Below are 26803 nucleotides of genomic sequence, written 5' to 3' on the forward strand. Positions count from 1 at the left end.
CGCATACGCCGGCATGCCGCGGCTTTCCATCGATTATGCCGTTATGGAGAAAGCAAAGACGATCTACTGCTTGCCGGTAAATTGCGGATGGGACGATATTGGATCCTGGGGCTCTTTGCTGCGGCATCTGTCGTCGGACCGTGCGGGAACGTCATCCACGGCGAGGTCGATCTGATGGATGCGTCCGGAAATCTCGTGTTTATGGATAACAAGAAGGCGGTCATTATCGGGGTTAGCGGCCTTATCGTCGCCTCTACTTCCAACGGTTTGCTCATCTGCCCTAAACACGAAGAGTCTCGGTTGAAAATGGCTGTCGGCGGGGAAAGGAAGTGGACGACTGCCCAACCCAAGACGATCAGCCGGCATATTCTGATGAGAACCAGTTATGAAAGGAGCGGATTCGCGATTGTCTCGGACTCGGGTATCATCATCGACGTCGTCATTCCGGCTATTGACAAAGATTTGGACACGCTGCCCTATGTGATCGACAGCATAAGAAAATACGTGCGGCATCCTATCGGCCGTATTTTCGTCGTGGCCCCGAACAGCCCAAAATCAAAGCCGTCTGCCATCGCAAAGGCTGTGTCTTCACTCATGAAAGTACGGTTCTTCCCCTGCGAAAAAATCAATAGCCTACCGTTCCAAACGGTGGGAGAGATCCGGTTGGTTGTACCCAGCAGCTGTTGAAGCTCGGCAGCAGTTCCATTGCGACGCAGCGGCACTTCTTGGTTGTTGACGCGATACCGTGCTGATCCGGCCGACCGGTTTTACGCCGACGGAAAGCATCTGTTCTATTGCCGAAGCTGGAGCCAGCCCGAATATTTCGTCACCTACCGCAAGCTGCTCGGAAAAAAAGCCCCGTCCCCGTTCTTTCGTGACGCACTACATGTTGTTCGACAAAACGAAGCTGAGATCGCTCAAGAACAAAATCGAAGCGAAACACGGAACGAAGTGGTATAAAGCCATTCTGAGAAGCATTAATCGAAAAAAACAGTTCGGCTTTTCCGAATTTGAGACATACGGAAATTACGTCTATTCGCTAACCCCGGGAAGCCGTCTCAAAAGCGCGCTTAACAAAGTCTCTCGACCAGCCCCTCCGCTCTGTCGGGTTCTACAATCGGCAAGCTTGCCCAGCGCTACCGCTCACTGTCTTTTCACAAAAGAAGGGTTACACCCGAAGCGCAAAATAATCGTAAATGCAGGAGGTTCGACGCTTGAAATCAACGGCGCGAAAGAACGTTTTAAGCAAATGGCTGAAAACAAAGGCCATATTGAAAGACCCGAAAGTCCGCAGAGTGGTGCCGGAAACCCACCGAATGAATGAAAAATCGCTCCGCGAAATGCTGAGCCGTTATTCGATGGTTTACATCAAGCCGGAAGCCGGCACATACGGCAAAGGTGTCATGCGCGTGGAACAAGACAACGGTTCTTATTGGTATCAGAAGGAAGAAAAAAAACGCGCGTTCGATTCGTTTTCATCCATGTATCGGTCTATCGTTCGCAACAAACGCAAACGTCCTTATTTGGTTCAAAAAGGAATCCATCTCTTGAAATACAAAGGACGCCGGTTTGATATCCGCGTCATGGTTCAACGCAATCGCAAATTGGCTTGGGAGATGACCGGCATGATCGGGCGGGTCGCTCACCCGAGGAAGATCGTCACGAATTACCATAGCGGGGGCAAACCGACGGACGTTCGGACATTGCTGAAGGCTTTTGCTTCCGGAGAGAAGCTGTCCTCAATCGAAAAGAACCTTTCCAAAACCGGGTATGACGCTGCCATAGCTCTAAGCCGAACGTATCCCGGACTCAACATGGTCGGCGCGGACATTGGCTTGGATAATCACCTTCGCCCTTGGATCATCGAACTTAACACGAATCCCGATCCCTATATATTCCGGCATTTGGCGGACAAGAGAATCGCCCGCAAAGTACTAAGCTACGCCAGAGCCTTGCGTCGAATTCCTCCGGCCAAATCCAAGCCGAAACGGTGATACTCTAAACATCGTGCCCGTCGCATACTTCAATTTCAAGTTCAAGTAGCACGACCTTGATACCTTCTTTCATACGATACAAACCAGCCCTTAATGTTTTACCTTGACTAATAGAACGTAACGTACCACGAATAGAAGGTATCACAGGGCTCGGATCTAATCCTCTCGCCGTTTGTTAATAATATTCTATTTGAATATCACTTTGCTTGCCCAAGCGTATTCTCATCAACCATTTAAAATTGTTCATCTCAAGTCGTGCTATATCGCCAATCGTCTGTAGACCCATCCGTAAAAAATGACCCAATTCACATGTTCTTGAATGTGTCGAGCTAGTTCCTTAGCCGATTTTAAGTTTCTTAATACATCAGTGACATCCAAAAACTGCTCGTCGATTCTGTTGTCAAGGGGTTGTACTCTATTTGTCAACCATTTTAAATATTATATTTTTGTTATCTAAGTTAAACTCTCCGCTTATAAATCGATGTTTAAACTCAAACAAATAATCCATATTAGTATCATACCCCTATATATCATGATAGAGTTTGTGAATGGGGTTTAATGAAGCTACACCAAAGACTAGTGGATGAAGTAAAGTAGTTTGTGTACCAACATTTGGAGCCTTAACAGGCAACAAAAAAGTAGGGTATTCTCGGGGTTACCACACACCAAGAAGGAGCCCTAATCGATGACTACTATACCCGATAATGCGTTTGACAATCTACTTGAAAATGCTGTACTAAGCTGATTCAGCAGAATCTCGAATTTCTGCTTCTCGAAGAAATCAAGAACTATATCAGCACCAAGCACCAAGGCCCGCGTACCAGTCTTAACGACATACACACGTACTTACCAAACGCGCTATGGCACCATTAAATAGACCACCGTTGCTGTGAAGTAGAAGTCCCGTCACGAACAAATAACTATTCATCTATTTCAGTTGAAATAATTATTTTGGATAAAAATAATAAATTCTGCTTCTTTTTGTAAATTATTAGTTTTTAGTATAAAGGAAACAAATGTATTGAACAAGTTGTAGGCCAATTGATTTTCTTGTCCGTAATTCTGGTGAATAATTGCCAATGCATTTTTCAAGTCTGCTTTGGCCGCCTTATTTTGTCCTATCATATACAATGCGGATGCTCTATGCCCTATCGTAGATGCATAATCTAGACTATTCGTTAAGCCATTATTTCGATATATTTTTTCTGATTGATTTAAGTAATCAACGGCTTTTTTATAGTTATTTATATCCATCATTATCACAGCCAGCTTACCTAAATCTTTTGCAACCTCCGGGTGGTTATCTTTAAAGATGGCACGATCGATTGCTAGTGCTTGTAGTACATGTAATTCTGCCTCTTTGAAGTTACCCAGAAACTGATATGCTCCACCAATGTTGTATAGCACATTTGAATTATCCTCATTTAGTTCTTGATTCAAAAGTTTGAATATTTCCTTCGACTTGAGATAGTACTTCAAAGCATCGTCTATTTTATTATCTAATTCATAAGCCATGCCTAAATTATTGGTAATATGAGCAGTGACAATGTTTGGTAGAGGATTAATTTCACTTATGATTTCTAATGCTTTTCTTAAATATCTTTTTGCATGAAAGGCGTCATACAGCTTATAGTAGGCTAGCCCTAAATTTGAATACTCCCGAGCAAAGTGTTCATGTGCCTCTTGAAAATACTTTTTGCTAATCTCTATAGATTTATGATAATACTGAATTGCCTTCTTTAGATCTCCCTTCTTCTCATAAACTTGCCCAAGGTTACTTAATATCGAAGGCTGGTCATATTCTCTTGCAGTTTCTAAAGATTTGTTCAATGTAATCTCTGCTTCGTCATATCTCGATAAGGCAATTAAAACCCTGCCTTTGGAATTAAGAATTGCATCATAACCATCATTTCCAGTAGTAGTAGCGATAAATTGTTCGGCTTTTTCTAGATATTCAAGTGCGGACTCAAATTTTCCCGATTCTCGTTCTACATTAATTAATGTATTTAACACATTTAATAGGTTTTCAGAGTTTTCGGGGAGAGATTGGTATGCTTCCAAAAGAAAATTTCTGGCCTCTATATAATGCCCTTGTGTGAAGTGGAAGGCCCCCAAACGAAGAGCAGCTTCGGCTAACAGTTCAGGACTGTTGTTTAAATAAGTAGTAGTATTAGTGTATAGAAACATTGAGAGAGAAAGCGCGTTTTCATAATAAGAAAGTGCGAGATGAACTTTTGCTTGGCTAGCAATAAGTTCGGCAATATTTTCATTAAAAATTTGATTATCAATGATGTGTTTTATTAAATAGTCTCGATGGTGTAGTAGCTCTGAACCAGTGCGTTGCTCCTTGTTGGCACTAAGTACAGTATCAACATGAAGCTGGATCCATTTGGCTCGTTGCTCAGATTCTAATAAATCAATAGTCATGGCTACAACCAAACGATGTATCGAAATTCTGCCGTCGACAATTTTAACTAATGAAAGTCTTCTTAGCTGCGCAATAATTTTATCTAGAATCAATTCTGAAGTAATGGTTGTATCAGATACAGGTGAGATTTTTTTGTTTAACAAGTAATCTTTACTTATTCTGTCCGGCGCAAGAAAACAAATGTATGTAAATAGATTATGGGTAATTTCAATATTTTCTGTTATTGAATTTAATAATAATTTCCATGTGGTTGCGATATTTTTATCATAGTTTAATGGTTTTCCTTGTACAGCAAGTTCTGCTCTATATTTTTTGAATTTTTGAAGATACTCATAAATACTAAGACCAACTTCTCGAATATAAGCAGCAGCTTGTTCCAAAGCGAGAGGTAAGTAGCCTAGTTCACTACATAATTCTAGCGCAACGGATTCATCCCCCTCGTTTGCATTGGTGCTGCTGCTTATCAATTTACACGCATCTTCAGGCAATAATATGTCTATCGGGAGTGAATTTCTCCAATTTGGATTAGTAGATGTAACTATGATGTCGCAATTCGGATAATTATAGGGGATATAATTGCTCAATTTTTCTTCGTCTAATGCATTATCAAAAATTAAAAGACAATTTATTTTTACATTATTCGACAATATTTTTTTGAAATTTTCTACCAGGTTAACTCCTTCTTTTACAACAACCCCTAGTTCTTTGCAGAAACTCTCAATGCTCATTAATAAAGAAGCTGACTCTTCCCCTCAAACCACCAAACCACATCATATTTACCTTGATGTTCAAAAGCATATTCAATTATGAGTTGGGTTTTACCTATACCAGACAGCCCACTCACGCATAAATACATTGATTCATGGGTATCAAAAAATTATTGATTTTTTTTAATTCGTGGATTCGTCCTTGAAAAAACGGATGTTTTCTGTAAGGTACATAAAAAACTTTTTTTTGTGCTTGTTGTGGCAATGATTCAATTAAAGCTTTTTTTTTAATATCTAGGTAGGTATTCCTTTTTCTCTCCCACTCGGTTGAACGAGGATCATATTCAAAAGGGATTTGATTTATTTGGAACGAGCTCCTGTTAACTTGAATAATTGAAAAGTTGTTTCTTAATCTGTTTCCGGCATATGAAGCGCCATTTGTTATTGCATAAGCAGAATCGTACATTTTATTTGGCTTTTCAATGTACGCATGTACGTGACCAGATAGTATGAGATGAGTTCGCTCTGATAAATATTTATAAGCAGCAGGTCTTTCATATGACTGTAATTCTTCCTCATTAAACCAGTTAGAGGGGTGGTGCACGATTGAGATAGTTATATTTTCATCACTGTCTCGCGTGATTATTCCTTTACTTTCTAACAGTTGAAGTTGAGGTAGTCCTAACCATAGTTTTCGAGCATCGTCATTGGACCGACAAAACCACGCAGAATTTAAAACGACAAAACGAATTCCTTTATGATCGCGATATCCGACTAGATGATTAGAATATTCATTTATTGTAAGGGGGGGGATATTTAGTGCTTGACTGAATGCAGAATAGTTACTAAAAGGTCTATAAAAATTTTCTAAATTTTCGAAAGATAGCCATTCATCTGCTTCAGTGGAACTAATAGGTGGATTCATCCCAATTGTTTTTCGTCTCTCGATGTCATGATTTCCTGCACAAATGATAAGGTCGCTTGTTGTGAGATTTAATTTGTTGAGTACCTCTGTAATCCATTCTGCTGCTTGAGTATATCCATCGGCATTACCTTTCCATGTAATATCTCCGGAGATTACCACAATGTCCGGTTTCTCATGTTCTTCTACTCGTTCAAGGATGTTAGTTAATCCAATTAGGGCATTTTTTCTTTGTGCAAAAGCGGTAGGATTTTTATTATTATCCTCAGTTCCGAAATGTATGTCTGATAAATGCAGAATATTTACAATAGATGCACTCATACGCAACTCTCCTTTTAAGCACCTGTATGCATTATGAAATTTCGACAAAATTTGTTTCCTTTTATTATACCTTCAATAACTATTAATTCATACCGGGTCATATAGGTTTATGCCCTTGTCCACGTTCGCGTTGAAACTGTCATTGAGGGATTTTAGCTTTGCAGATACTTCTCGTACTAACAAAGTAAAACCCACGCACGCTGTTTATTAAAAGTCAACGTTGACGTGGTGTGGGCAATTCGCGGATTAAAAGCGGTTCAAGCGCGCAGCTAAATTGGCCTACGCTGGTATTATGGAGTTGTAAACAGCACAATCGGTGGTGGCTTGGATCGGCTACACTGGGTTGGACAGAAAAAATGAGGGGGAGTAAACTACAAGAAAGAACTGAAGGAGCGGATAGCTGTTGTCGCAGTCAAGACGAACGTTTATACCCGAATTTAAGCATCAGATGGTGCAGCTGTACGAGAATGGGAAGTCTAGTGCAAGCATCGTTAAGGAGTACGATCTGACTGCCTCTGCTTTGGACCGTTGGATCAGCCAGAGCCAATGGACAGGATCATTTGCAGCCAAGGACAATCGCACGCCCGAAGAAAATGAACTGATGGAGCTGCGCAAAGAGAACCAGCGGCTGAAGATGGAGAATGACATTTTAAAGCAAGCCGCGCTGATCATGGGACGAAAGTAAATGTGATTCGCAATAATGCGCACAAGTACTCGGTATCAGCAATGTGTAGCGTCCTGCAACTACTTAGAAGTACGTACTACTACGAACCTCTGCCAGCGCTCGATCCGCAAGAGCAGCAACTGGAAGATGCTCTTGCGGATCGAGATCTTCAAGCTCAGTCGCAACAACTACGGTACGCGAAAAATCAAGATCGCATTAGCCAAGAAGTCGCTACAAGTCTCGCGTCGTAGAATTGGCCGTATGATGAGAAACATGGATTGGTCTCCAACTACACGGTCGCGCAGTACAAGCCTCACAAGGACGTGCCGAACGAAGCAGAGATCGGCAATGCGTTACAGAGAGAATTCGATCAAGATGAGCCCTTTGCGGTTGTCGTAAGCGATCTAACGTACGTACGGGTGGACGCCAAGTGGAACTACGTCTGCTTATTTGTCGACCTCTTCAACCGTGAAATCATCGGCCACAGCTGCGGTGCAAACAAGACAGCCCAACTCGTTTTCGAAGCCATTGCAAGCGTCTCGGGGCGTCTGGATCGCATTGAGATGTTCCATACCGATCGCGGCAGTGAGTTCGATAACAAACTCATTTCCGAAGCGCTGGAAACCTTCGAAATTGAGCGCTCGTTGAGCAATAAAGGATGCCCTTACGATAACGCGGTTGCTGAAGCGACGTTTAAGATTTTCAAGACGGAGTTTATCAAACAACGACATTTCAAAAATCTTCAACAATTAAGATTAGAACTTGACGATTACGTTCACTGGTATAACCATCACCGTATTCATGGGACTCTTGGTTATCGGACGCCTGTTGAAACTAGGCGGTTGCCCTCATAAACTCTGTCCAATTTCGTGTTGACAATCCACTTTAACTTCTCGGTGCAAATTTCAAATAGCTTAAAATACCCTCCATGCCCGAAATACTCTCCGCATAAGATTTCTGCACCACTTGGCATTGCACTAAGGCATCCCTCGATAGTTTTTGCCGTGCATACACGATTTCGAATCTGGTCTTCACCACCTAGAGTGCTATGTGGTACCCGGGGATCGAATTGTCCGTTAAAATCAAGATTGACGGATACATGGTATAGCTTCATCACATCACCTCAAGAAACTAGTGAACTCCACTTTTGGAATGGTTCGCTATAATGTTTGAGAAACGCAACTTCAATGTCACGCTCGAACTGCTTTAATAAAGCTTCTTCCTTACACCATTTAAGTTCGAATTGAATTCCATTAATGGTTAGATGATAGTATTTACGAATTGGTACTTTGGTTTCCATTTTGGCTATCCTCTCTACGTACAGAGTTTTCTGCTTTTTTAAGTAGGATAGGTTGTATTCTTTGCATGATTTTTTGCTTTAATTTTTAGAATAGCCCTTCCTATATACTTTTAATGTTTTGATGCTACTCCATCCCAATTCTTCAATGATAAATGTCTCAGTGATCCCCAGCTCCGGATGTTCTTCCATCAGTTCAACTAATTGCTGCGCACGAGTACTACGCCCACTGTGAGTCCGAATTTCGGATCTGGGTAGAGAGGAAACTTCGCCGGCATCTTTTAATATTCGAAGGAAATTGCGTGTTCTAAAGGGCTGACCTTTATGATTACCAAATAAATTAATGAAAAGATAGTTGGTGCCATTAATACCAGATTCGTATCGTTCGGTGTTAATATAGGCTTGGATCATACTGGAAAGGGAGGGAGTAATGAAAACTACACGTTCTTTTGTCTTAGCCCCCGCTTTATTTTCACTATTGTTTTGACGGATGATATGTAGAGAGTATTCGTGGGGGTCAAAATGCTCGAGTTTTAGACCTAGTAATCAGGATCACCGACCGCAACTGGCTTATTTTTGTACTCATCATGTTATACATTTCAATCACAGGAACATTCGTTCTCTTTATATAATACGAACTGTTCCTATGGTATGCGAAAATATGCACAAAAGAGGAAGCCCTATTCGGCAGACTACTTAGCCGCGACAATAATGTAGGTTCTGTATGTTCATGTCCCTCTAAAATAAGCTGATGTAAAAGTAAAAGAATCCGCTTCCCAGCGGATCCTTTCGTTGTTTGATCAATCCCAACTTTGTGATCTAGTATTAAAAGCAACTAATGCTGCCTCTGCTCTACTGCAACTAATCCAAAGCTCAGGAACTAAACCACAAAGGCTTTGTAGATAGGAATAAAGCAATTCTCCATCTTTTCCACGTAATTCACCAAATGCAAGCTCATTGAGACAATCTCCTAAAAAAGTCCTCCATTGTCTTGGATCTTCACGACTTGAAGCTGAAATTAGAAAGATCCTCATAGACTCCTCAATAGAAAGAGCAAATTGTGCATCATGCATATATCTTCGTACAACAATTCGGAGATCGTCAGCAAGCGCACAACTTCTTGAGATTGCGGCAACTGTAGCAAGCCCGTTCAAAATGGTCAGAAGTTGCGATTTCTCTTGTACATTAGCTAGTCGGTAACTTCCCAATTTCAAAGCTTTTGCCGCTAGTTCAGATTGATCGATTCCAATCCGAAAGATTAATGCGGAATTTACCAGTGCAATAAATGAAGATAGTGTTGTTACTTCAGAGCTAAGTTGTGTATCAATCGCTTTTGAAATTTCAAGAGGTAGGGCGTTGGGGGTTTCCTCGCCTCCTTCAAGCGGCCCTGGAAAAAATACATCAAGGGATGTTGTAAATTTTGATAGACTGTCGGGATGGCTTCCAAGAATGAGATCATATAATTTACTGTCTTTGATATCCTGAGTAAAATTCAAAGCTGCAGTAATGATTCGACCTAAATAATTTGCCTTTAAATGCACATCTTCCGCCAACTCTGGGTACCAGCGTGGTTCAGATCGCATATCAATAAGTGTTTGAAGATAGTATGTCTCATCTAGATTATTGGCTAACCACTCACAGAATGAACTAATATTAATTTTTACACTGATAAGCTGCCGAGAGATCAATGCAGCCTGTGCTAAGGCAGCAAGTCTTCTATAAAATGGAGGTTTAGAAGTAAATAGTCGACTTGCTATGAGTTCGCTATCCACAAACATAAATAGTGTAGATAACAATTTAAATCTACTATCTGAGGCCCCTGAGTCATCATCTCGAATTTGCTCAATTAATCGAATCAAATGTTGTTCGATTTCCGGTCTTGTAGTAAAGATACGCAATCCAATTTCTATTGCCCCTATTTGAGATAGTCTGTCACCATTTTTATCCAAAAAATCATAAGCGCGTACAAGTTCTTCGTTGCTCAAATGATCAACATCAATTTCAGATGTCAGTGATAAATGAGACGATAGAAATAAGCTAAACATTAACCCATCGTATGGGTGCCATGAGGATAATTGTTTTATGAACTCTCTACAGTTTCCAATTGCATATTCATTAACAGAGGAAGCATCATCATAAGTTCCAACCAGCCTTGAGTAATAATCAAATGATGTTGGAACTAATAGTTCCTTTGTGACACTACCTCTTAAAAAACGTCTGCGAATGGATTGGGCAAGTTTAATAGGCGTCTCCTGAATATATTTGTTTAAAAGTTCTACCTCGTCATCATAGAGTGCCCGATTATCTAATACAGTTTGCCACTTTTCTAGTTCTGCACTAGACATGTTTATTTCTTTGGCGATTTCATTGATGTTATGAAGACGCACCGATCTATCCGGTGATAAACTAAATAATTCTGGAAATACAATTTCTTGGTGACCATCAGTAAGTTTAAAACCGCGTGATTTCCCATCAGTAGTTATACTTAATAAATTCCATCTACCACCATTATCATCTTCGACAATCGTGCCATTAGACGTAGAGTTTCGGATAGCATTGTAAAGTGTTGAGCGTTGAATAGCGAATTTTATATTATCAACTGATAGGACAGCATTTAAGGTTATACCGTATTCATTAGTAAACTCTTTTTTTTCTAATAAAGTGTTAGCAATTAAAGGCGGTATGTGGGTTAATGCTAATTTTGCAGTTTCAGGTTTGATAAAAGGATTATTAGTCATCCAATAATCCCCCTTGTGCATACATGTTTGATATTGTTGCTATTAATTCAGAGTAGCGGTCTAATAGCCATAAGAATAAATCAGGAAAGTTATCTTTTATAGGAATTAACACCACTTCCTCTACCCAATCCCAATATTCTATTTTTAATTCTTTAGATGCTCCTAATGGTGGTACGAGGAGTTTAAAGATAAACTCGCCTCGTCCTGTTTTTATTAGATTCTCTGCAGGTTCACTTTCCAAAGTATGAGCCCATCCAAGTAGGTCAATTTGGTTAATAATCCAGTTTGAACGTGCTCTAATATTGGGTAATTCTTCTTCCGTACACCAAACTTCCTTAAGGACAGTGGTAAACACGGATAGAAAATCGTCTAACCAAAGTGATTCACTTGGTAGTTGAAGCCATGTTCTCATCCTAACCTGCAGAATATTCTCTCGGATAGCTTTAAGTTCTGCAGATTCGAGAACTTTGTCGCCTAGTACTGATGAAGCTTTAAGATGATTTGAAAGTTCGAGGTCAGTTACAGGTATAGAAAAATAACCCGCTCGACGTAGTAGTGTTCTATGCTCCATTCGTTCTTCGTCGGTAATAAGATTTATTGAAACTAAAGTATCAAGTATATCTAATGTCGAATAAATTGTCATTTGTTGTATTCCGTTTGCAACGTATTCGTTTTTGTTGAAAAATCTGTCATCAATGATAATTGAATGGCAAGAAGTTGCTAAATTAAAAATTTCCGCTGTTGGATGCTCAGAGATCACATTATTTTCATCAAGACTTATTCTGCATATTTTTATTTTTCCAGACTCTATTCGTGAATTTACAACTGAACGAATACTTTCTATTGCTGTGATAATTTTGTCTGATATGTTTGAATAGGATACGAGGTTGTTTGCTTCTATTAACTCTCTAGAAGAAACGAATAGTTTAAATCCCGCAGCTCTCAGTTTCTCTAATATTCCAATTTGGTGAAAATAGGTTAGCGCTAGATCGTCTAAATAAAGCTTTGCACCCATTTTAATTTGAGGTTGATTGGGCCAAGGCTTTTCATGGAATTTTAAATAGTTTGTCGCCTTCCTTTCTTCCTCTGCAGTGATCTGACCCATTCTTCGCAATATCTGCACAATTGCATTACAGCTGGAAAGCACATGATCATATTTCGTTAGATCTGCCTCCTCTTCCATTAATGAAGAAATACGATGTACTGGATATGGACGAACAACATAACTGTTATCATTGTCAAGTTTGGCCTCGGTAATAAATAATGCAAGTTCGTCTCCAATCTGCACCGCCAATTCACTATCAGGTGAGGTTTTCGGTATGTGTTTCTCAATAACTCCTGTCGCGAGCATATGTTGAATTTGCCGGGCAGCGGTTACTCGACTTGGTTGATGAAAAGATATTTTTTGCTTCTCTTCAAATAGCCATTGTAATGTAGAGTGAGGGAGATATATAGTATCAAAAAGGTCAAATACCTTATCAAGTAAGCTGAGGAAGTTTAATGTGAGCAATGCAGAGACATCAAATGCAATTGTACCATCTAGCTGTAGGATTCTTTGTCGACGGTTTCCACTGTAAGCTGGGATAGATACTATCCTTCGTGGATCTCTTTCCACAAGATTTATGTGTGCAGGAATAAGCATAGTTTGGACTAGAGTCTTATTTAGAAAATCGGCCGCAAAAAACATTGGAATGTCGCCACGTCCGTATAATTGTAGTACTTCTGACTCTCGGCGATCCCAATTCGGTTTCATGTCAACCATCTCTTTTAAAGAATAACTTTGAATTGGCCCGTTTATATCTGAGAGTCCTGAAGCTGAGTTCAGCCAATTAGCAACATTCTCGTCATCTTCCCAACCGGCTTTAGTAGCTAAAAAATATGCTTTAACTAGTATATCAGCATCATCACTACCTTTCTCTACAGCCGAAAATGTTAATTCCTTAGCTTCTGGTGAGCCTAGATTATGAGCTAATTGAGCAGCGCTGATTAGTTCTTTTGCAGTTCTCTTTTCTTTTTTTTGATACTCCTTAGCAACAAATGCTGCTAGAGAGTTCCAATCTCCCACAGTTATTCCGAGACTAACTCGTAGTAATCGATAGTTCGGATCATCATATTCTTCATCGCAATTTTGCATTTCAGAACGTGCTTCGATTAAGGAACCTTCACTGTAAAGGGACCAGCAAAATAGCATATGCAAAATCTTAGATTGCGATAATAATTCCCTATTCGCTGCAATTAACTCAACAACTTTTTCACTCTTTTTCAACTTATGTAATGTAGTGGCCAACCGTTCAGCATCAGATAGTGCACTTGTACGAGTGTATAATAGCTCACTATACATACTTAATTCTTCATAACTGCCTAACTTTTCGAGCTGATCAATCAATAGTTGTAAATCAACAATAGAATCAGTTTTTTTGAACTGTTCTTTTAATGCCTCAATTGGATTTATTCCTTCAATCTCAGAAATAACTCTTCTGAGGCGGTTTTCTTCAGCTTGGGTAAGCCCTTCTTCTAAAAGACGTTCAAAACTCTCTTTAGCTCTATCAGGCAATGATGCCTCTGCTAGCATTTCAATTTGTAGAATTTGCATATATTTTCCATCTATATGCTGAGAAAGCTCTTTTAGATGCCTCATAATATAATTAGCAACATCTTCTGGATTATTTTTTGTAAATGCCAGTGCAAATCTTGCTACCGCAGTGTCATGAGTTAGTCCACCATGGAGAATAATATGTCTTTCAATTTCTCTTTCTACCATTTCAAGATCCAATTTTATTCCAAATTGAATTCCTAAATGAATAATTCTCAACCTAGAAAATGGCTCTCGTAGCCTAACCTCGAGTTTTTCTCTTCCATTTGCTGCTTCACTTGGATCCATTAATTGTAGCCAGAGAGCATATTCACTAAATAATGCTTCAGAACGATGACACTTTAAATCATGAGCAATATTAGTAGCAGTAATAAAATACTGGCATGCAATACGGCGTCCTGTTAATGCCTTACTATCTGCAGCAAGTGGAAATCGTGCTGCATGAAACGGAACCTGGTTAAGAACAGATGTACGGAATTCAGCGGGTATCGCACCTACCAGGTGACAAATTCCCAAAATTTGATTTAGTGCAGGACTATTATTTTGATCGTCAACAGTTATTTTATCTAGACATGACTCAATCTTTTCCCATTGTGAAGTTTGTAGATAGAGCGTCATTAGATGATATTTCCCATCCGAGTTAAGATCCAAAATAGTATATCCTGCATGTTCAAACCAGACAATTGCTCCTAGAGCACCATCGTGTTGCACAACAATCATAATAGCTGCTGAACGGGATAACGGGGAATTTTCGCTAGCCAAAGCAGTTAATGCAGCATGTTTATCACCTTTTTTTGAAGTAATAAATGCTTCAGCAACATTGATTTCCGGGCAACTCCCTAAAGCTTTAGCGTGGTTAAGTAACTCTTGTGCTTTGTCAACTTCCGTAATGGATAATAGCCTTGAACACCAGGCTAATGAATGACATCTAACGACAGAACTGCCACTGGAAAGCCCTCCGTCAAGAAGGCTATTAGCAAATATTAGAGTTTCACGTGCAGTATCAAAATCACTATAGAATCTGGAACGCCGAAGGCATTCTAATTCCTTGCTTATTCTCTCATCTATAATTCGTTCGGATGTGCGATTACCTTCATAATATTGCATTATTGTAGAACCCGTAATGTTTCGAGCAATGATTGACTGATTTCCATTATGAGTATTATGATTAATTGTTTCGTTTATTTGCCTTTCTTCGCTTATCTGTTTTCTATTGAATAGCCTTTTAATAAAATTCATTGATCTAACCCTCTTTATCTTTTTTAATTTGAATGATTGTCGAATTTTTTACATTATGGGTCCGAATCGTTTGACCGATAGAAATATTAGAAGTTGAGGTTGCTTGTGAAGAATTTTTTCTTGCAAACTCAATGATTACAAGAATTGTATACAAGAATAAAGTTCCAGTTATCAAAATGTAATAAGAAAACGGCGAATGATTCTTTATAACGTCTAATATATTAAAATCTGTTAATTGAGCAATATCTGAAGCTATAGATAGACTACCAATCAAGTAAATGCCTAATAATATCCTTAATGGTTTTAAGAAAAGTTTTAACATGGACATCCCTCGTATTACATGATTATGAAACTCAGAGAAAGTGATACTTTACCGTATAAGTAAGATGTATTAAAAGTTGTTCTACAAAGTTACACCGGTACGAAGTCCCAACCAAAAACGTAATGAACGTCTTCTTTTACTCTTGACTGTAATAGAATCGTCATCTCTTCGACGTCATGTGCTTTATATATTACACAATTCGTTTTATACATATAAATTTCCTGTTCTTTCCTTTAAAATCTACAAATAAATCAGAGACGCTCGTAATAATTTGTAAATAACCATATCGTGGGATTGGGAGGGTAATGTTCTTGACTCAAAACGGGAATGGGATCAAGTTCTTGAGATCAACCAAAGACAAGAACTTGATCCCATAAATTAAAAAGCCGCGATCTTCGCGACTTTTAATAGGAAAATGTTATTGATTTTGACATCCGACACTTTTTGAATGATTATGATGTGCCACATTAAAAATACTGTTTTTCCCTTCTTAAAAAACTAAGTGCCTTTTACTGATGAAAAACCGTTCCTCATTAAAAGGAACGGTTCGTTAAATCTGGCTTTGTTTTGCTTAAGGATATTCAATCAGATCCTTGGCGCTTTATAGGCTTTGATGACAGCTGACTGTATATAATCTTCGAGATTGGTGCCTGGAATCCAATCCTTAATGAACATGCGCGACTCATCCTTGGCTTCAACGCTAATCTCCGTAAAACCGCTCGATTGAAGCATTGCCCTAATCTCATCCACTGTAGACGCTCCAGATATGCATCTGGCTAAGGAATCCGGATTATCTTTTACCTCATTAGGCAGCGCTGCAGTCGTTACGACATCCGAAATGGCCAGACGCCCCCAAGTTTTAAAACTCGATAAGCCTCATTGAATACTTGTTGTTTATCCGGCGATAAGTTTATGACGCAGTTTGAAATGATCGCATCGATCGAATGATCGCCAAGAGGTAAATGTTCGATCTCGCCAAGCCGAAACTCGACGTTCATATATCCATTCGTGGATGCATTCTTTCGTGCTAGGCTTACCATTTCGGGGGTCATATCTACTCCGTAGACCTTCCCTCTCTCTCCTACTTGTTTGGAGGCTAGAAAGCAATCGAAGCCGGCGCCGCTGCCGAGATCAAGCACTGCTTCTCCAAGCTCTATCGATGCGATCGCTTGCGGGTTGCCGCAACCAAGTCCTAGATTCGAGCCATCTGGAACCGCAGTCAACTCATCATTAGAGTAACCTAGTTTGGCTGATACCTCATTAGCGGTGCCGCAGCAGCTCGAAGATGCGGCGGCTGGAGTACAACAGCTTGTACTCGGTTTGCTTTCTACAACAATTTGTTTATAGCGATTACGGACGTGTTGCCGTACTTCATCGTACTGCACCTGGTTGATGATGCTTCCTCCTTCTGTTATTGGAGATCGAGACGTTACGTACAGCACGAGCTCTTAAACATTTAACCGTAGCTTTCTCTTCATTCTCGTCGCGAACACTTCGAGCAGAATGGCGAACGCCAGAATCAGATAAGTGAACATGCCGACTTCTCTGACATCGTAATAGAAGTTGCTCGCCATGAACATGTCGAAGCCGATGCCGCCCGCTCCGGCTGCCGCGCCCATGGCCACCGCCACGGCGAAGTTGATCTCGAAGCGTATGAACGTCCACGAGAGGATATAGGAGACGGAAGACGGCAGCACGGCCTGGAATACGATCTGCCACCAATTGGCGCCGCTGGCTTTCAGCGCTTCGATGACGCCGTCGTCCAGCTCTTCATAAGACGCGGAATAGGCTTTCACGAGGTAACTGACGGAGTGGAAGGTCATGCCGATGACGGCGGCGACGCTCCCGAGTCCTGCCGCCACGGCGAAGATCAGCACCCACAGCACCGTAGGGACGGCCCGGATAAACGCGCTGATTCCTCGGACGACGGCAACGACCGGCCCCGGCACCAGATTGCGGGAAGCGAGCAGCCCCAGCATTAAAGCGATGATCGCCCCGAACAAGGTCGTCAGAAATGCCAATCCCAGCGTTACGGATAAAGCCTTGATCGCTTCGACGAACGTGATGTGCTTCAGGTGCGGTTCCAGAAACATGCTCTTGACCGTCGCAGCCATCGAACTCGTTGCTTCACCGAGATCGATATCCTTATAGTCGAAAGTAAGGAAGCCGTATACCGTCAGCAAAGCGAGACCGGCGACGGTCAGCCAGATCACGAGCTTGGATCGGTTGAAGGGCCTCACGATGATTTTCTTTTCCATGCTACAGGATCAGCCTCCTCACGTAGTTGGAGATCCACTCGATCAGGAGGATCGTACCCACGATGACGATGACGACCAATGCGGCGGCGTTGTAATTCAGGTTTTTGTAATACAAGGTAAAGCTGAACCCGATTCCCGTCCCCGTCAAAATGCCCACGATCGTCGCATGGCGAATGTTCGTCTCGACCATGAACAGGATCCAGTTCAACAATTGGGGAATGACGGACGGAATGACGGATTGGCAAATGACGGACAAGTAGCCGGCCCCCGTCGCCCGCAGCGCTTCGACGGATGAAGAACTGATCTCGTCGATGGATTCCATGAATGCGCGGGTGAGAAACCCGAACGAACCGAAGAAGAGGGCGAAGTAACCCGTCAATACGTTCTGTCCGAAGGAAAGCAGCAAAATCATCGACCATGCCGCAACATCGATATTGCGGAATAAAGTCGCGATCGAGCGGCTGACGAATGCGAGCGCTCCGCCAACCCCCATCGCTTGAGAGCCCATCATCGCGAAAACAAACCCGAAGACGGCGGCGACTGTTGTCGATGCGATGGACACGAGCAGCGTTTCCACCAGCTTGTCGTAGATCGAAGGTAGCTTCTCCAACGACTTCTCGTTCGGATAAAAGTTACTTACCGCCCAGCGAATCGCCTCGGGAATGGAAGTAAAGCCCTTAACGACGTTGTACTCCGTGATCGTTACGGCTGCCAGCGTGACCAAGATCAGCGCGGCGCCGAAAGCGAGCGCGTTCCACCTTTTCCTTGCGAAATAATCAAACCGCATACCGGCCTCCGACTTCGACCGATTGTTCTTCGAGCTCGGCGCCGTATATGGTCCGAAGCTTATCCCGGCTCATGTCCGCCGGCGCTCCTTCGAAAACGATCGAGCCTTTATTGACGCCGATGATCCGGTCCGAATAATTCATGGCCGCTTCCACCTGGTGCAGATTGGCGATGACCGTGATGCCCATCGTTCGCGAAATATTTTTGAGATGGTCCATGATGATCTTGGACGCGTTCGGATCAAGGGAAGCGATCGGCTCGTCGCACAACAGAAGCTTCGGATTCTGTATGAGCGCCCTGGCGATCCCAACTCGCTGCTTCTGACCGCCGCTCAGTTGATCGCAGCGCTTGTAGATCTGCTCTTCCAAGCCGAGAACCTTCAAGATGGAATAGGCGTTTCTCTTCTCTTCCTCGCTATAGACGCCGAGCATGCCGGCGAGGGTAGACTTATACCCCAGCCGACCGTGCAGGACGTTCTCGATGACGCTCAGCCGATTGACCAGATTGTAATGCTGAAAGATCATGCCGATCTGCGTTCTGACTTTCTTTAACTCGCTTTTCTTTAGCTTCGTCACATCGCAGCCGTCGAAGGCGATCTCCCCGGCATTGACGTCGATCATCCGATTGATGCAACGCAGAAGCGTCGATTTCCCCGCGCCGGAAGGTCCGATGATCGAGACGAACTCTCCTTCTCTCACGGAGAAATTAACATGAGACAGCGCTTTTGTGTTTGTGTCGTATTGCTTCGAAACCTGCTTGAATTCCAAAATCGTCATCGTCATGTTAATTCTCCCGCATCTTTATTTGTGAGCCTGTACCGCGATTATTTGGACAGCTGGCGAATTGGATCGAACCAGGCGTCCTCTACGGTTACGAACTTCTCATTGCCCGACTTCTGTTTAAGCAGCCCGGAGTCCTTCGAATCCTTCGGCAGGAAGATGACGGGGTTCTTCGCCACAGCGTCGGAGGTGAATGCATCCTTCAACTTCTGAATGTCTTCCGCGCTGATCGAATCGGTGTTGACAGCGAACGGAGAATTCAAAACAGGCGTATCGGAAATAATCGTGAATTGTTTGCCGACCAGCGTATTGAACGGCTCCGCCGCGCCTTCTTTGACTTTGTATACGGCTCCCGGCTCGTTTTCTTTGCCGGATTCGAGCTCCACGTAGTTCGATACGCAAGTGTCGCAGAAAGCCGCTATATCGGCTTTGCCGGTCAACAGGTTAACGGCCGAGCCTTGATGGGAACCGCCATACAACACTTCGCTGAAAAACTTGCCTTTGCCGCCTTCGAGCAGGTCGTCGACTGTCAAACTTTTGTAGGCGTCTTGCTTACCGAAGTAGCTGATGATGCCAGCCGTTGGGACTTTGAAGCCGGACGTCGAGGAGTTGGAGACGAAAGAGAACTTCTTGCCGACGATGTTGTCGAGCGAGTATCCGTCTCCGCTCTTGTACGCTCCGTCTTCGCCTTTGCGTACGTTCAGCCAGCTGTGGTAGATCGCATCGTTCAACGTGCCGGACTCGCCGCTTGGTACGACTAACGGCTGTACTTTATCGTTTTTGGCGTTCGCTTCGATATAACCTTGCGGTCCCATGTAGGCGATGTCCGCATTGCCGCTGGCGAGAGCTTCGATCGCGATGATATAATCCGTCGTCGTCTGATGCTCGACCTTCTTGCCGGTCGCTTCTTCGATGATTTTGCCGATGGCGTCGCGGGCAGGCTTGATTTCCGGGCCGGATTCGTTCGGATACCACACCATGGTCAGCTTGTCTTTCGTTTTCGTTCCCGCTTGTTCCTTGCTCGGGCTGGAGTTGTTGGAGTTGGAATCGGAATTCGAGGAGCAGCCTGCGAGAACTAACGCAACAGTAAGAACGAGACCCAATGCCTTCTTCATTTTTCATTTCCTCCGTTTTATACAGGTATGGTTGTGAATGACGATGAACAGGGCTCATCTATGTCAACGAACAGCCTCGGGAACATCAAGCGAAGGTCTCTTCTCTTGACCTTGTCATCCGATTCCCATTTGGCCGTCCTTCATTTGATATTCCCGGTTGCACAGGCCTTGCATGAACTCCAGGTCGTGGAAAATCCCCAGCATCGTCGTGCCTTCCTTCATCAGCTGTTCGATGAGCAGCTTCACCTTTAGCTTGGACGAATGATCCAAGCTTGCGGTCGGCTCGTCCAACAGCAGCAATCTCGGCCGTTTCACCATCGCTCTTGCGATATTGAGCCGAAGCTTCTCTCCTCCGGAGAAAGTGGCGGGATAGCTGTCCCATAGTCCTCGATCCAGCTCGAAGTGCTCCAACATGGCTACCGTCTGCTCCTCCGCGTAATCCGCGTCGTTCCCCATCTCCTCGATCGCATGCCGGACCAGCTCTCTGGCCGTCGTACGAGGCATCGCACTCAAAAATTGGGACACGTAGCCGATTTCGCGTTTGCGAAGCTCGATTATCGTTCGTTCCGAGGCGGCAGCCAGATCGACCGCTCCGAAGGTTCCCGATTGAAACTTGATCATGCCGGAGTTAGGCAGATACGTACGGTAAATGCATCGCAGAATCGTCGATTTCCCGCTTCCGCTTTTGCCCGTTATGCCTACGAACTCGCCTTCTTTTAAATGAAGGTTCACGTCGATAGCCGCCGGAATCCGTTTGTCCAATTGATGCAGCATGAACGATTTGGACAGGTGTTCGATCGTCAGCAGATTATCCATAGGGAACCGCTCCTTACGTTCTGTAGTTCGTCCGTTGAATCAGCTTGCCGTCGACCATCACGGCGGTAATAACCGGAAAAGCATCGTCGTCCAGACTCTCGATGATGAGCAGGTCCGCTTTCTTCCCTTCCCGCACGGAGCCGAAGTCTTCATCGATATTGACCGCCCTGGCCGGGTTCAGGCTGACGAGCCGGAAGACATCCGCCAGATTGCCCGAGTTGCCGGAGGAGGCCAGTTGGAATACGGCGTGAAGCATCGCGGCCGGGTAATAATCGCTGCATAGAATATCGATGCAGCCGTCTTCCACCGCTTCGCTGGCGGAGAGATTGCCGCTGTGGGAGCCGCCCAGGATCACGTTCGGCGCTCCGGCGATCGTGAACAATCCCTTGCGCTTCGCTTCCCTCGCGATCTCGAGCGTAATCGGGAATTCGCTGATGGCGGTTCCGAAGCTCTTCACGAGATCCAGCTTCTCCAACGAATCGTCGTCATGGGAGGCGATCGCGATATTCCGCTCCCTCGCCATTCCGGCGACCTCGCGAATCGCGTCCTCCGTCATCTTCGGCTTCGTCCGATGGCTTTCGAGAATTTGCTCGATGCCGTCGTCCGAGACGTCCTGATACCCGCGAATGTTTTTCTTGTACACTTCCAGATCGCGGTATTGCCCTTGTCCGGGCGTATGGTCCATGAACGATACCAAATGAACCTTCTCTTCGCGAATGTACGTCTTCAGGTTCTCGATCTCGTCGATGCTGTCAATCTCGAATCGGGCATGGAACCGGTGTCGCACCAAGTGCTTGTCGACGTGCGTCCGATCGATCAGGTCGATGATCTTCCTGACGTTCTCCGGTTCGCGGATCGGCCGATATTTATAGTCGGCGGATTTGAAAATCGATAAGGAATGGTACATCGTCGTGATGCCGTGCGCGATCAGCTCCTTCTCCGTCTCGCGAAGGCTGAGCCGGAAGTCCATGAGCGCCGTCGGTCTCGGGGCCGTCATATGCTCGATATAATCGGAATGAACGTCGATCATACCCGGCGTGACGTAGCCTCCGTGGGCGTCGATAATTTCCGCGCCCGGTTCCGGCGCGATCTCTCCGCTTCGCGCGATCCGAACGATCCGGTCGCTCTTCACCAGTAGATCGAAGCCTTCGAGCAGCGCCTCTTCGGTAACGATAATTCCGTTCTTGATGAGATACACGGGTAGACCCCTCTCCGGTATGAAATTACAGCAAGGAATGAACAAGCTGCTGCGTATAGGCGTGCTGCGGATCTTCCAGGATCTGATCGGTGAGTCCTTGCTCGACCACCTTGCCGTCCAGCATCACCAGCGTCCGGTCGGCCATCATGCGGATAACGCCGAGGTCGTGCGAGACGAGGAGCATGCTGATGCCGAGCTCCCGCTGCAGGTGCTTGATCAGATCCAGCACGTTCGCTTGAACGGACAAATCAAGTCCCGTCGTCACTTCGTCGAGCAGCAGAATCGGCGGATTGTTGGACATGGCCTTTGCGATCTGCACGCGCTGCTGCATGCCGCCGGAGAAATTCTTCGGCGCTTCCTTCCTTCGGTAGAGGGGGATGTGCACGCGCTCCAAGAGGTCGCTTCCCCTGGTTTCCATCGCGGCCACGTTCCGGTTGCCGGCGGCGATCATCTTCTCCGCGATATTGCCGATGGAAGAGAAGCCCATCCGAAGCCCCGCCAACGGATTCTGATACACCATGCCCATCAGATGATTGCGAATGTACCGCTGCTGTTGGGAGGATTGTGCGAACAGGTTGCTTAGGCCGTCTTTGTAACAGGAGAGGTAAGCTTCACCGCTCGTCACCTGTTGATCGAAATACAATGCGCGCATGAGGGTCGATTTTCCGCTTCCGCTCTCCCCGACGACGCCGAGCACTTCCCCGGGGTACAGCTCGAACGATAGATTTTGGCAAGAATAGACGGTGCCGCAAGCCGGGCAATAATTTTTCTCCAACCGTCGGTCTGCTCCGCCTGCGCATCGTATGCATCCGTCTCCGAATTGCTTGTTCAAGTCGTGGACCGTCAAGATCGGGGCATCCATAGCTAGTGAACTCATATCTTCGTCACCTCGATTGCGATTGCTGTCGATTTCTTCTATCCAGGCAGTTGCTCGTATCGTTGCATTGGAAGTACGCGGCATCCGCTTCCTCGTCGTATAATTCGTCCATGAACACTTCCGTGGCTCCGCACAGCTTGCAGGCGTGATCCCGGAACGTCTCGGGCTCGAACGGTACGTCCTCGAACGCCAGCGACACGACTCGCGTGTAGGGCGGAACGGCGTAGATCTTCTTCTCCCGGCCCGCTCCCAGCAAAATCAGCGCTTCCGAACGGTCGAGCTTTGGATTGTCGAACTTCGGAATCGGACTCGGCGCCATAACGTACCTGTCGTGGACCATAACGGGATGATCGGCGCCGGTCGATACGCTTCGGTATTTCATGATCTGCTCGAACAGCATGAGCCAAGCGCCGCTATATTCCTTCTCCCCGTGAAGCCGCTTTGTCTCTAGCTCGCTCGGCTCGTACGGCCGGAGCGGCTCGGGCATCGGAACCTGAAGGACCAAGATTTGCCCCGCCCGTAAAGGAACTTCCGGAACGCGGTGACGAGACTGGATGAGCGTGGCCCGGTCCGTCTCATCTACGGTCAAAACGCCCGTCGTCTTGCCGATCAGCTTCTTGATGCTCACCGCGTTGACCGATTCGTCCGCGCCTTGATCGATCACCTTAAGCGTATCGTTCTTACCGATTAGAGACAGGGTGAGCTGAAGCCCTCCCGTTCCCCAACCGCGGCCTATCGGCATTTCCCGCGAAGCGAACGGAACCTGAAAGCCCGGTATCGCGATTGCCTTCAGCGTCGCCCTGCGAATCTCCCGTTTGGAGCCTTCGTCGAAGAATGCGAAGTTATAGTGAGTTGGCATATACATTTCCCCCTTGAGGCTCCTCAGTCGGTTGCGCTTGCCGCGTTTTGCGGACGTCGTTCAGCTTCGACTGGAATGTCACGTAATGCGGCATTTTCAGATGAGAGATAAATCCCGTCGATTCGACCGAATCGATATGGTAGAGCACGAATTCCTCGTTCTGCGTCGGGATGCTCTTGTCGCCGCCCTCCAGGCTCTTGTCCAGAATGCTCATGGCGATCGCCTTCGTCTCGTTCTGGCCGAAGCATAGCCCGTATCCGAAATCGAGCTCCAGCTCCTTCCGGCCTTGTTCCTTCTCCGCGACGGCGGGAATGAGCATCTCGACCTCCGTCACCTTGATCTCGCCGATATAATAGGAGTCTTCATCCTCGCCGTCGACATCGAGAGGCGGGCTCACGTACACCGGAAGCTGTCCGACCCGCAGCTCGCCCACCGTGGGGTGAACCATTCCGTAGCCGCGGATGACCGCATAGGCGAGCGAGGTGACGGCACCCGTCTGCCCTCTTGTCAAAATTTGAAGCTTCTCGCTCCGGCTCGCGGGAAAAGCGAGGCTCGTACGCGTCACATCGTTCGGTTCGGCGTCGTTTGCCGGGCAAGCGGCGATCAGCCCCTCCTTGCGAAGATAATCCAGCACCTTGGGCAGCCGATCGCTTCCCGTTGCCGAGCTCCGAGCCGCTTGATCCGTTTTCGCCGCGCTCCTGAATTCCCGAAGCCAGTCCCTAATCGTCGATTCCGTCTCATCAATGAGGTCAAAGTCCAGCAATCGGTGGGAATAGTCCGCGGACGCACCCAAGATTTGACCGCCGGGGATGTCTTTGAACGATGCCGATATTCGCCTCTCGACCCGCATCTCTGCGGAATGGACCGCGAGAGAGTAATGCTTGCGCGGGAGAGTGGACCGATAAGCCCTCAGCAGGAATACCGCTTCCTCCGGATTCCCTTCCGCCTGCTTGATGGCCAGCGCCGCAAGCGTCTCGTCGTACAGGCTGCTCTCCGACATGACCTGATCGACGAGTCCCCTCATCCCCATCCGAACCGAATCGACATCGATGGCGCGTCCCTCGCGAAGCCTCTCGTACTGCAATCGCCGGAGCGATTCCTCGATGGCTCGCGTGCCGCCCTTGACCGCTACGTAACCCATTAAATAACCTCCCTTGTCGCCCTTGTCGTTCTGGGCAGGGCGAGGAGACGGTGGTCGGCATCCACGAAAATCAGATCGACGCCGAGAGGAAATTCTTCGTTCCTTTCCGCTCGCAGCTCTACCCATTCGTCCACCGTCCGAACGTCGGCGAAGGCTTCGGTCTCGATTCCCGGACCGGTCAACCGAAGCCCCGCCTCGCCGGATATTCCCCGCGTCTCGACGATAATCGTCGCGGACCGGTTCGGATTCTGCAAATCCCCCGCGCTTGCTTCGCTTAACGCGCGCCGAAGCTCTCCCGGCTTCGCATCGTTCAGCACGAACAGGAAATCCGCCTCGCTCGCTTCCGTATTTTTCGCGTAGGTCAGTTGAGCGAAGCCGTGAGCGACCTCCGCCTCCCGCTCGGAAAACACTTTGAACCTGACTTCCGTATCCAGCAGCATCAACGCCAAAATCTTCGTTGCAGGCAAGCAATCGTCGTTCCCCGGAAGCTTCCCCGCCTCCGGCGAGAGGTCCGAGACCAAGCCGGGCCGGGAAAGGGAATCGACTAGCTTCCGATAGGCGCTCTGTATGTCATGAATCCGATCTATCATCCAAGATGCACTCCCCTTAATCCGTATCCATCGTTTCGAAGCTGACTTGGGTCCGAAGCAGATCTGCAAAAGCGGCGGACCGCTCCGCTTCCAATCGCTCGTTCTCCGACTGCAGCCGGGCCGTCCACGCCGACGTTTCGCTCAGCTCCGCCGCGTACGCCGCATCGATGACGGCCAGATCAGCAGCCTTTAGCGGTTCGTCTCCTTTGACGATCCCTACTCCGACGGCATTCCCGATCCGAACCTTGCACTCCGTGACGAGCACCTCGCCCAAATAAAATAAGCTGTTCCGCGCGGTTTCTCTCACTTTAACCATGACCAGCCCATGGTTCGGCTCTTCGACGACGACGACCTCGTAGCGTTCGCGAATTTCGTCGGCCATGGCGGCTGCGACTTCGGCCGATCCGTTCACGAGAATTTCCGTTCTCCGTTTGCGCTTCATGCTGCTCCTACCCCCTCATACGACATAGGTGAAAAAATCTCCCGATACATGATCTTGCTGTATTCCAGCGTGTTGCCCGATACGTCGTCGATATGCTCCGATTCCAGCACCAGAAGCGGATTGACGCCGGCGCAGGCGAACAGCTCCCTTTCGTACTTGGACGGAAACGTTACGCTGAGCAGACTCTGGGTATAACGGAAGGTGTGGTACCCCCGGCTTTCATAGAACTCATACATCGACGTGATCTCGCGGCCGACGGTGCCGATATCGGGGAACAACGACTCGGATACGTACGAGATATGCAAGGCGATCGGCTGTTTGTCGATGAGGCGAAGCCGTCCTACGCGAAACACCCGCCCCCCTTCTTCCGCGCCCAGCGCCTCGTAGATTTTGTTGTTCGTTTCGATCTGATCGCAGAACAGATTCCGCGATTCGTAGTCGAAGCCCAAATCCTTCATTTTCCGGCTGAAGCTTTCGCGCGACGATAACGCGAGGGGAATCCGCTGATGCCGATCCTTAACGAAGTTGCCTTTGCCTTGCATGGAGTAGGCGTAGCCAAGCTCCTGAAGGCGCAAGTACGCTTTGCGGACCGTCATCCGGGGCACCTTAAACCGCTCCGCGAACTCGTTCTCCGATGGCAGCTTGTCGTCGGGCTCGTAAGTGCCGGATTGAATGCTTTCGATCATGTGATCCAAAATATCCATTTCTTCGGACATT

The 26803-nt window shown here is 45.9% G+C and carries 18 protein-coding genes and 5 pseudogenes; 4 read left to right on the forward strand and 19 right to left on the reverse strand.

Features of this window, described 5'->3' with window-relative positions:
* Window positions 1–174: 174 nt before the first annotated feature.
* The 3 genes and pseudogenes from D3H35_RS34550 to D3H35_RS01395 all read left to right on the forward strand — a co-directional run.
* A pseudogene (locus D3H35_RS34550) lies at window positions 175–285 on the forward strand (mannose-1-phosphate guanylyltransferase); the annotation flags it as partial.
* 87 nt (window positions 286–372) lie between these two features.
* A pseudogene (locus tag D3H35_RS01390) lies at window positions 373–1218 on the forward strand (DUF6492 family protein).
* Window positions 1215–1994 (forward strand): YheC/YheD family protein, encoded by a 780-nt coding sequence (locus D3H35_RS01395; RefSeq protein ID WP_119147436.1) that lies wholly within the window; start codon window positions 1215–1217, stop codon window positions 1992–1994. The pseudogene D3H35_RS01390 and the gene D3H35_RS01395 overlap by 4 nt, the downstream one beginning before the upstream one ends.
* A 933-nt stretch (window positions 1995–2927) precedes the next feature.
* Here the strand turns inward: D3H35_RS01395 and D3H35_RS01405 are convergent.
* Together D3H35_RS01405 and D3H35_RS01410 are read right to left on the reverse strand one after the other, a co-directional pair.
* Window positions 2928–5150, reverse strand: coding sequence for a tetratricopeptide repeat protein (locus tag D3H35_RS01405; protein ID WP_119147437.1), 2223 nt, complete (start codon window positions 5148–5150; stop codon window positions 2928–2930).
* Between the two features lie 112 nt (window positions 5151–5262).
* The gene (locus D3H35_RS01410; RefSeq protein ID WP_119147438.1) at window positions 5263–6372 is read right to left on the reverse strand and encodes a metallophosphoesterase family protein; all 1110 of its coding nucleotides are present in this window, start codon (window positions 6370–6372) and stop codon (window positions 5263–5265) included.
* A 448-nt stretch (window positions 6373–6820) separates the two neighbouring features.
* Between D3H35_RS01410 and D3H35_RS01415 the strand changes: the two are divergent.
* Window positions 6821–7890 (forward strand): annotated as a pseudogene (locus D3H35_RS01415) (IS3 family transposase).
* Window positions 7891–8414: 524 nt separating this feature from the next.
* Here the strand turns inward: D3H35_RS01415 and D3H35_RS34555 are convergent.
* The 17 genes and pseudogenes from D3H35_RS34555 to D3H35_RS01495 all read right to left on the reverse strand — a co-directional run.
* Window positions 8415–8849 (reverse strand): annotated as a pseudogene (locus D3H35_RS34555) (tyrosine-type recombinase/integrase); the annotation flags it as partial.
* Between the two features lie 284 nt (window positions 8850–9133).
* On the reverse strand, window positions 9134–11071 hold the full coding sequence (locus D3H35_RS01425; protein ID WP_119147440.1) for a hypothetical protein: 1938 nt from the start codon (window positions 11069–11071) through the stop codon (window positions 9134–9136).
* The gene (locus D3H35_RS01430; RefSeq protein ID WP_119147441.1) at window positions 11064–14903 is read right to left on the reverse strand and encodes an HTH domain-containing protein; all 3840 of its coding nucleotides are present in this window, start codon (window positions 14901–14903) and stop codon (window positions 11064–11066) included. The genes D3H35_RS01425 and D3H35_RS01430 overlap by 8 nt, the downstream gene beginning before the upstream one ends.
* A gap of 4 nt (window positions 14904–14907) precedes the next feature.
* On the reverse strand, window positions 14908–15225 hold the full coding sequence (locus D3H35_RS30220; RefSeq protein WP_147355703.1) for a hypothetical protein: 318 nt from the start codon (window positions 15223–15225) through the stop codon (window positions 14908–14910).
* 585 nt (window positions 15226–15810) lie between these two features.
* A pseudogene (locus D3H35_RS01435) lies at window positions 15811–16619 on the reverse strand (arsenite methyltransferase).
* 54 nt (window positions 16620–16673) lie between these two features.
* A complete protein-coding gene (locus D3H35_RS01440) occupies window positions 16674–17483 on the reverse strand; it encodes a PhnE/PtxC family ABC transporter permease (protein ID WP_119147442.1) in 810 nt (269 codons plus the stop codon).
* Window position 17484: 1 nt separating this feature from the next.
* Window positions 17485–18270, reverse strand: a complete 786-nt coding sequence (locus D3H35_RS01445) for a PhnE/PtxC family ABC transporter permease (protein WP_119147443.1) — start codon at window positions 18268–18270, stop codon at window positions 17485–17487.
* Window positions 18260–19045 (reverse strand): phosphonate ABC transporter ATP-binding protein, encoded by a 786-nt coding sequence (gene phnC, locus D3H35_RS01450; protein WP_378124785.1) that lies wholly within the window; start codon window positions 19043–19045, stop codon window positions 18260–18262. Before phnC ends, D3H35_RS01445 begins: the two co-directional genes overlap by 11 nt.
* A gap of 47 nt (window positions 19046–19092) precedes the next feature.
* A complete protein-coding gene (locus tag D3H35_RS01455) occupies window positions 19093–20163 on the reverse strand; it encodes a PhnD/SsuA/transferrin family substrate-binding protein (RefSeq protein ID WP_119147445.1) in 1071 nt (356 codons plus the stop codon).
* Window positions 20164–20277: 114 nt separating this feature from the next.
* Complete coding sequence (locus D3H35_RS01460) at window positions 20278–20979, reverse strand: phosphonate C-P lyase system protein PhnL (RefSeq protein WP_119147446.1); 702 nt, start codon at window positions 20977–20979, stop codon at window positions 20278–20280.
* A 13-nt stretch (window positions 20980–20992) separates the two neighbouring features.
* A complete protein-coding gene (phnM, locus tag D3H35_RS01465; RefSeq protein WP_119147447.1) occupies window positions 20993–22177 on the reverse strand; it encodes a phosphonate metabolism protein PhnM in 1185 nt (394 codons plus the stop codon).
* Window positions 22178–22202: 25 nt separating this feature from the next.
* On the reverse strand, window positions 22203–23054 hold the full coding sequence (locus D3H35_RS01470; protein ID WP_119147448.1) for an ATP-binding cassette domain-containing protein: 852 nt from the start codon (window positions 23052–23054) through the stop codon (window positions 22203–22205).
* A gap of 7 nt (window positions 23055–23061) precedes the next feature.
* A complete protein-coding gene (locus tag D3H35_RS01475) occupies window positions 23062–23913 on the reverse strand; it encodes an alpha-D-ribose 1-methylphosphonate 5-phosphate C-P-lyase PhnJ (protein WP_119147449.1) in 852 nt (283 codons plus the stop codon).
* Window positions 23897–25054 carry a carbon-phosphorus lyase complex subunit PhnI gene (locus tag D3H35_RS01480; protein ID WP_119147450.1) on the reverse strand — a complete coding sequence of 386 codons (1158 nt, stop codon included), beginning with the start codon at window positions 25052–25054 and terminating at the stop codon, window positions 23897–23899. The genes D3H35_RS01475 and D3H35_RS01480 overlap by 17 nt, the downstream gene beginning before the upstream one ends.
* Window positions 25054–25644, reverse strand: coding sequence for a phosphonate C-P lyase system protein PhnH (gene phnH, locus D3H35_RS01485; protein ID WP_119147451.1), 591 nt, complete (start codon window positions 25642–25644; stop codon window positions 25054–25056). Before phnH ends, D3H35_RS01480 begins: the two co-directional genes overlap by 1 nt.
* Window positions 25645–25660: 16 nt before the next feature.
* On the reverse strand, window positions 25661–26086 hold the full coding sequence (gene phnG / locus D3H35_RS01490; protein ID WP_119147452.1) for a phosphonate C-P lyase system protein PhnG: 426 nt from the start codon (window positions 26084–26086) through the stop codon (window positions 25661–25663).
* Window positions 26083–26802 (reverse strand): GntR family transcriptional regulator, encoded by a 720-nt coding sequence (locus D3H35_RS01495; protein WP_119147453.1) that lies wholly within the window; start codon window positions 26800–26802, stop codon window positions 26083–26085. Before D3H35_RS01495 ends, phnG begins: the two co-directional genes overlap by 4 nt.
* Between the last annotated feature and the right edge of the window lies 1 nt (window position 26803).

Source organism: Cohnella faecalis, assembly GCF_003570905.1.
Classification (GTDB): Bacteria; Bacillota; Bacilli; order Paenibacillales; family Paenibacillaceae; genus Cohnella; species Cohnella faecalis.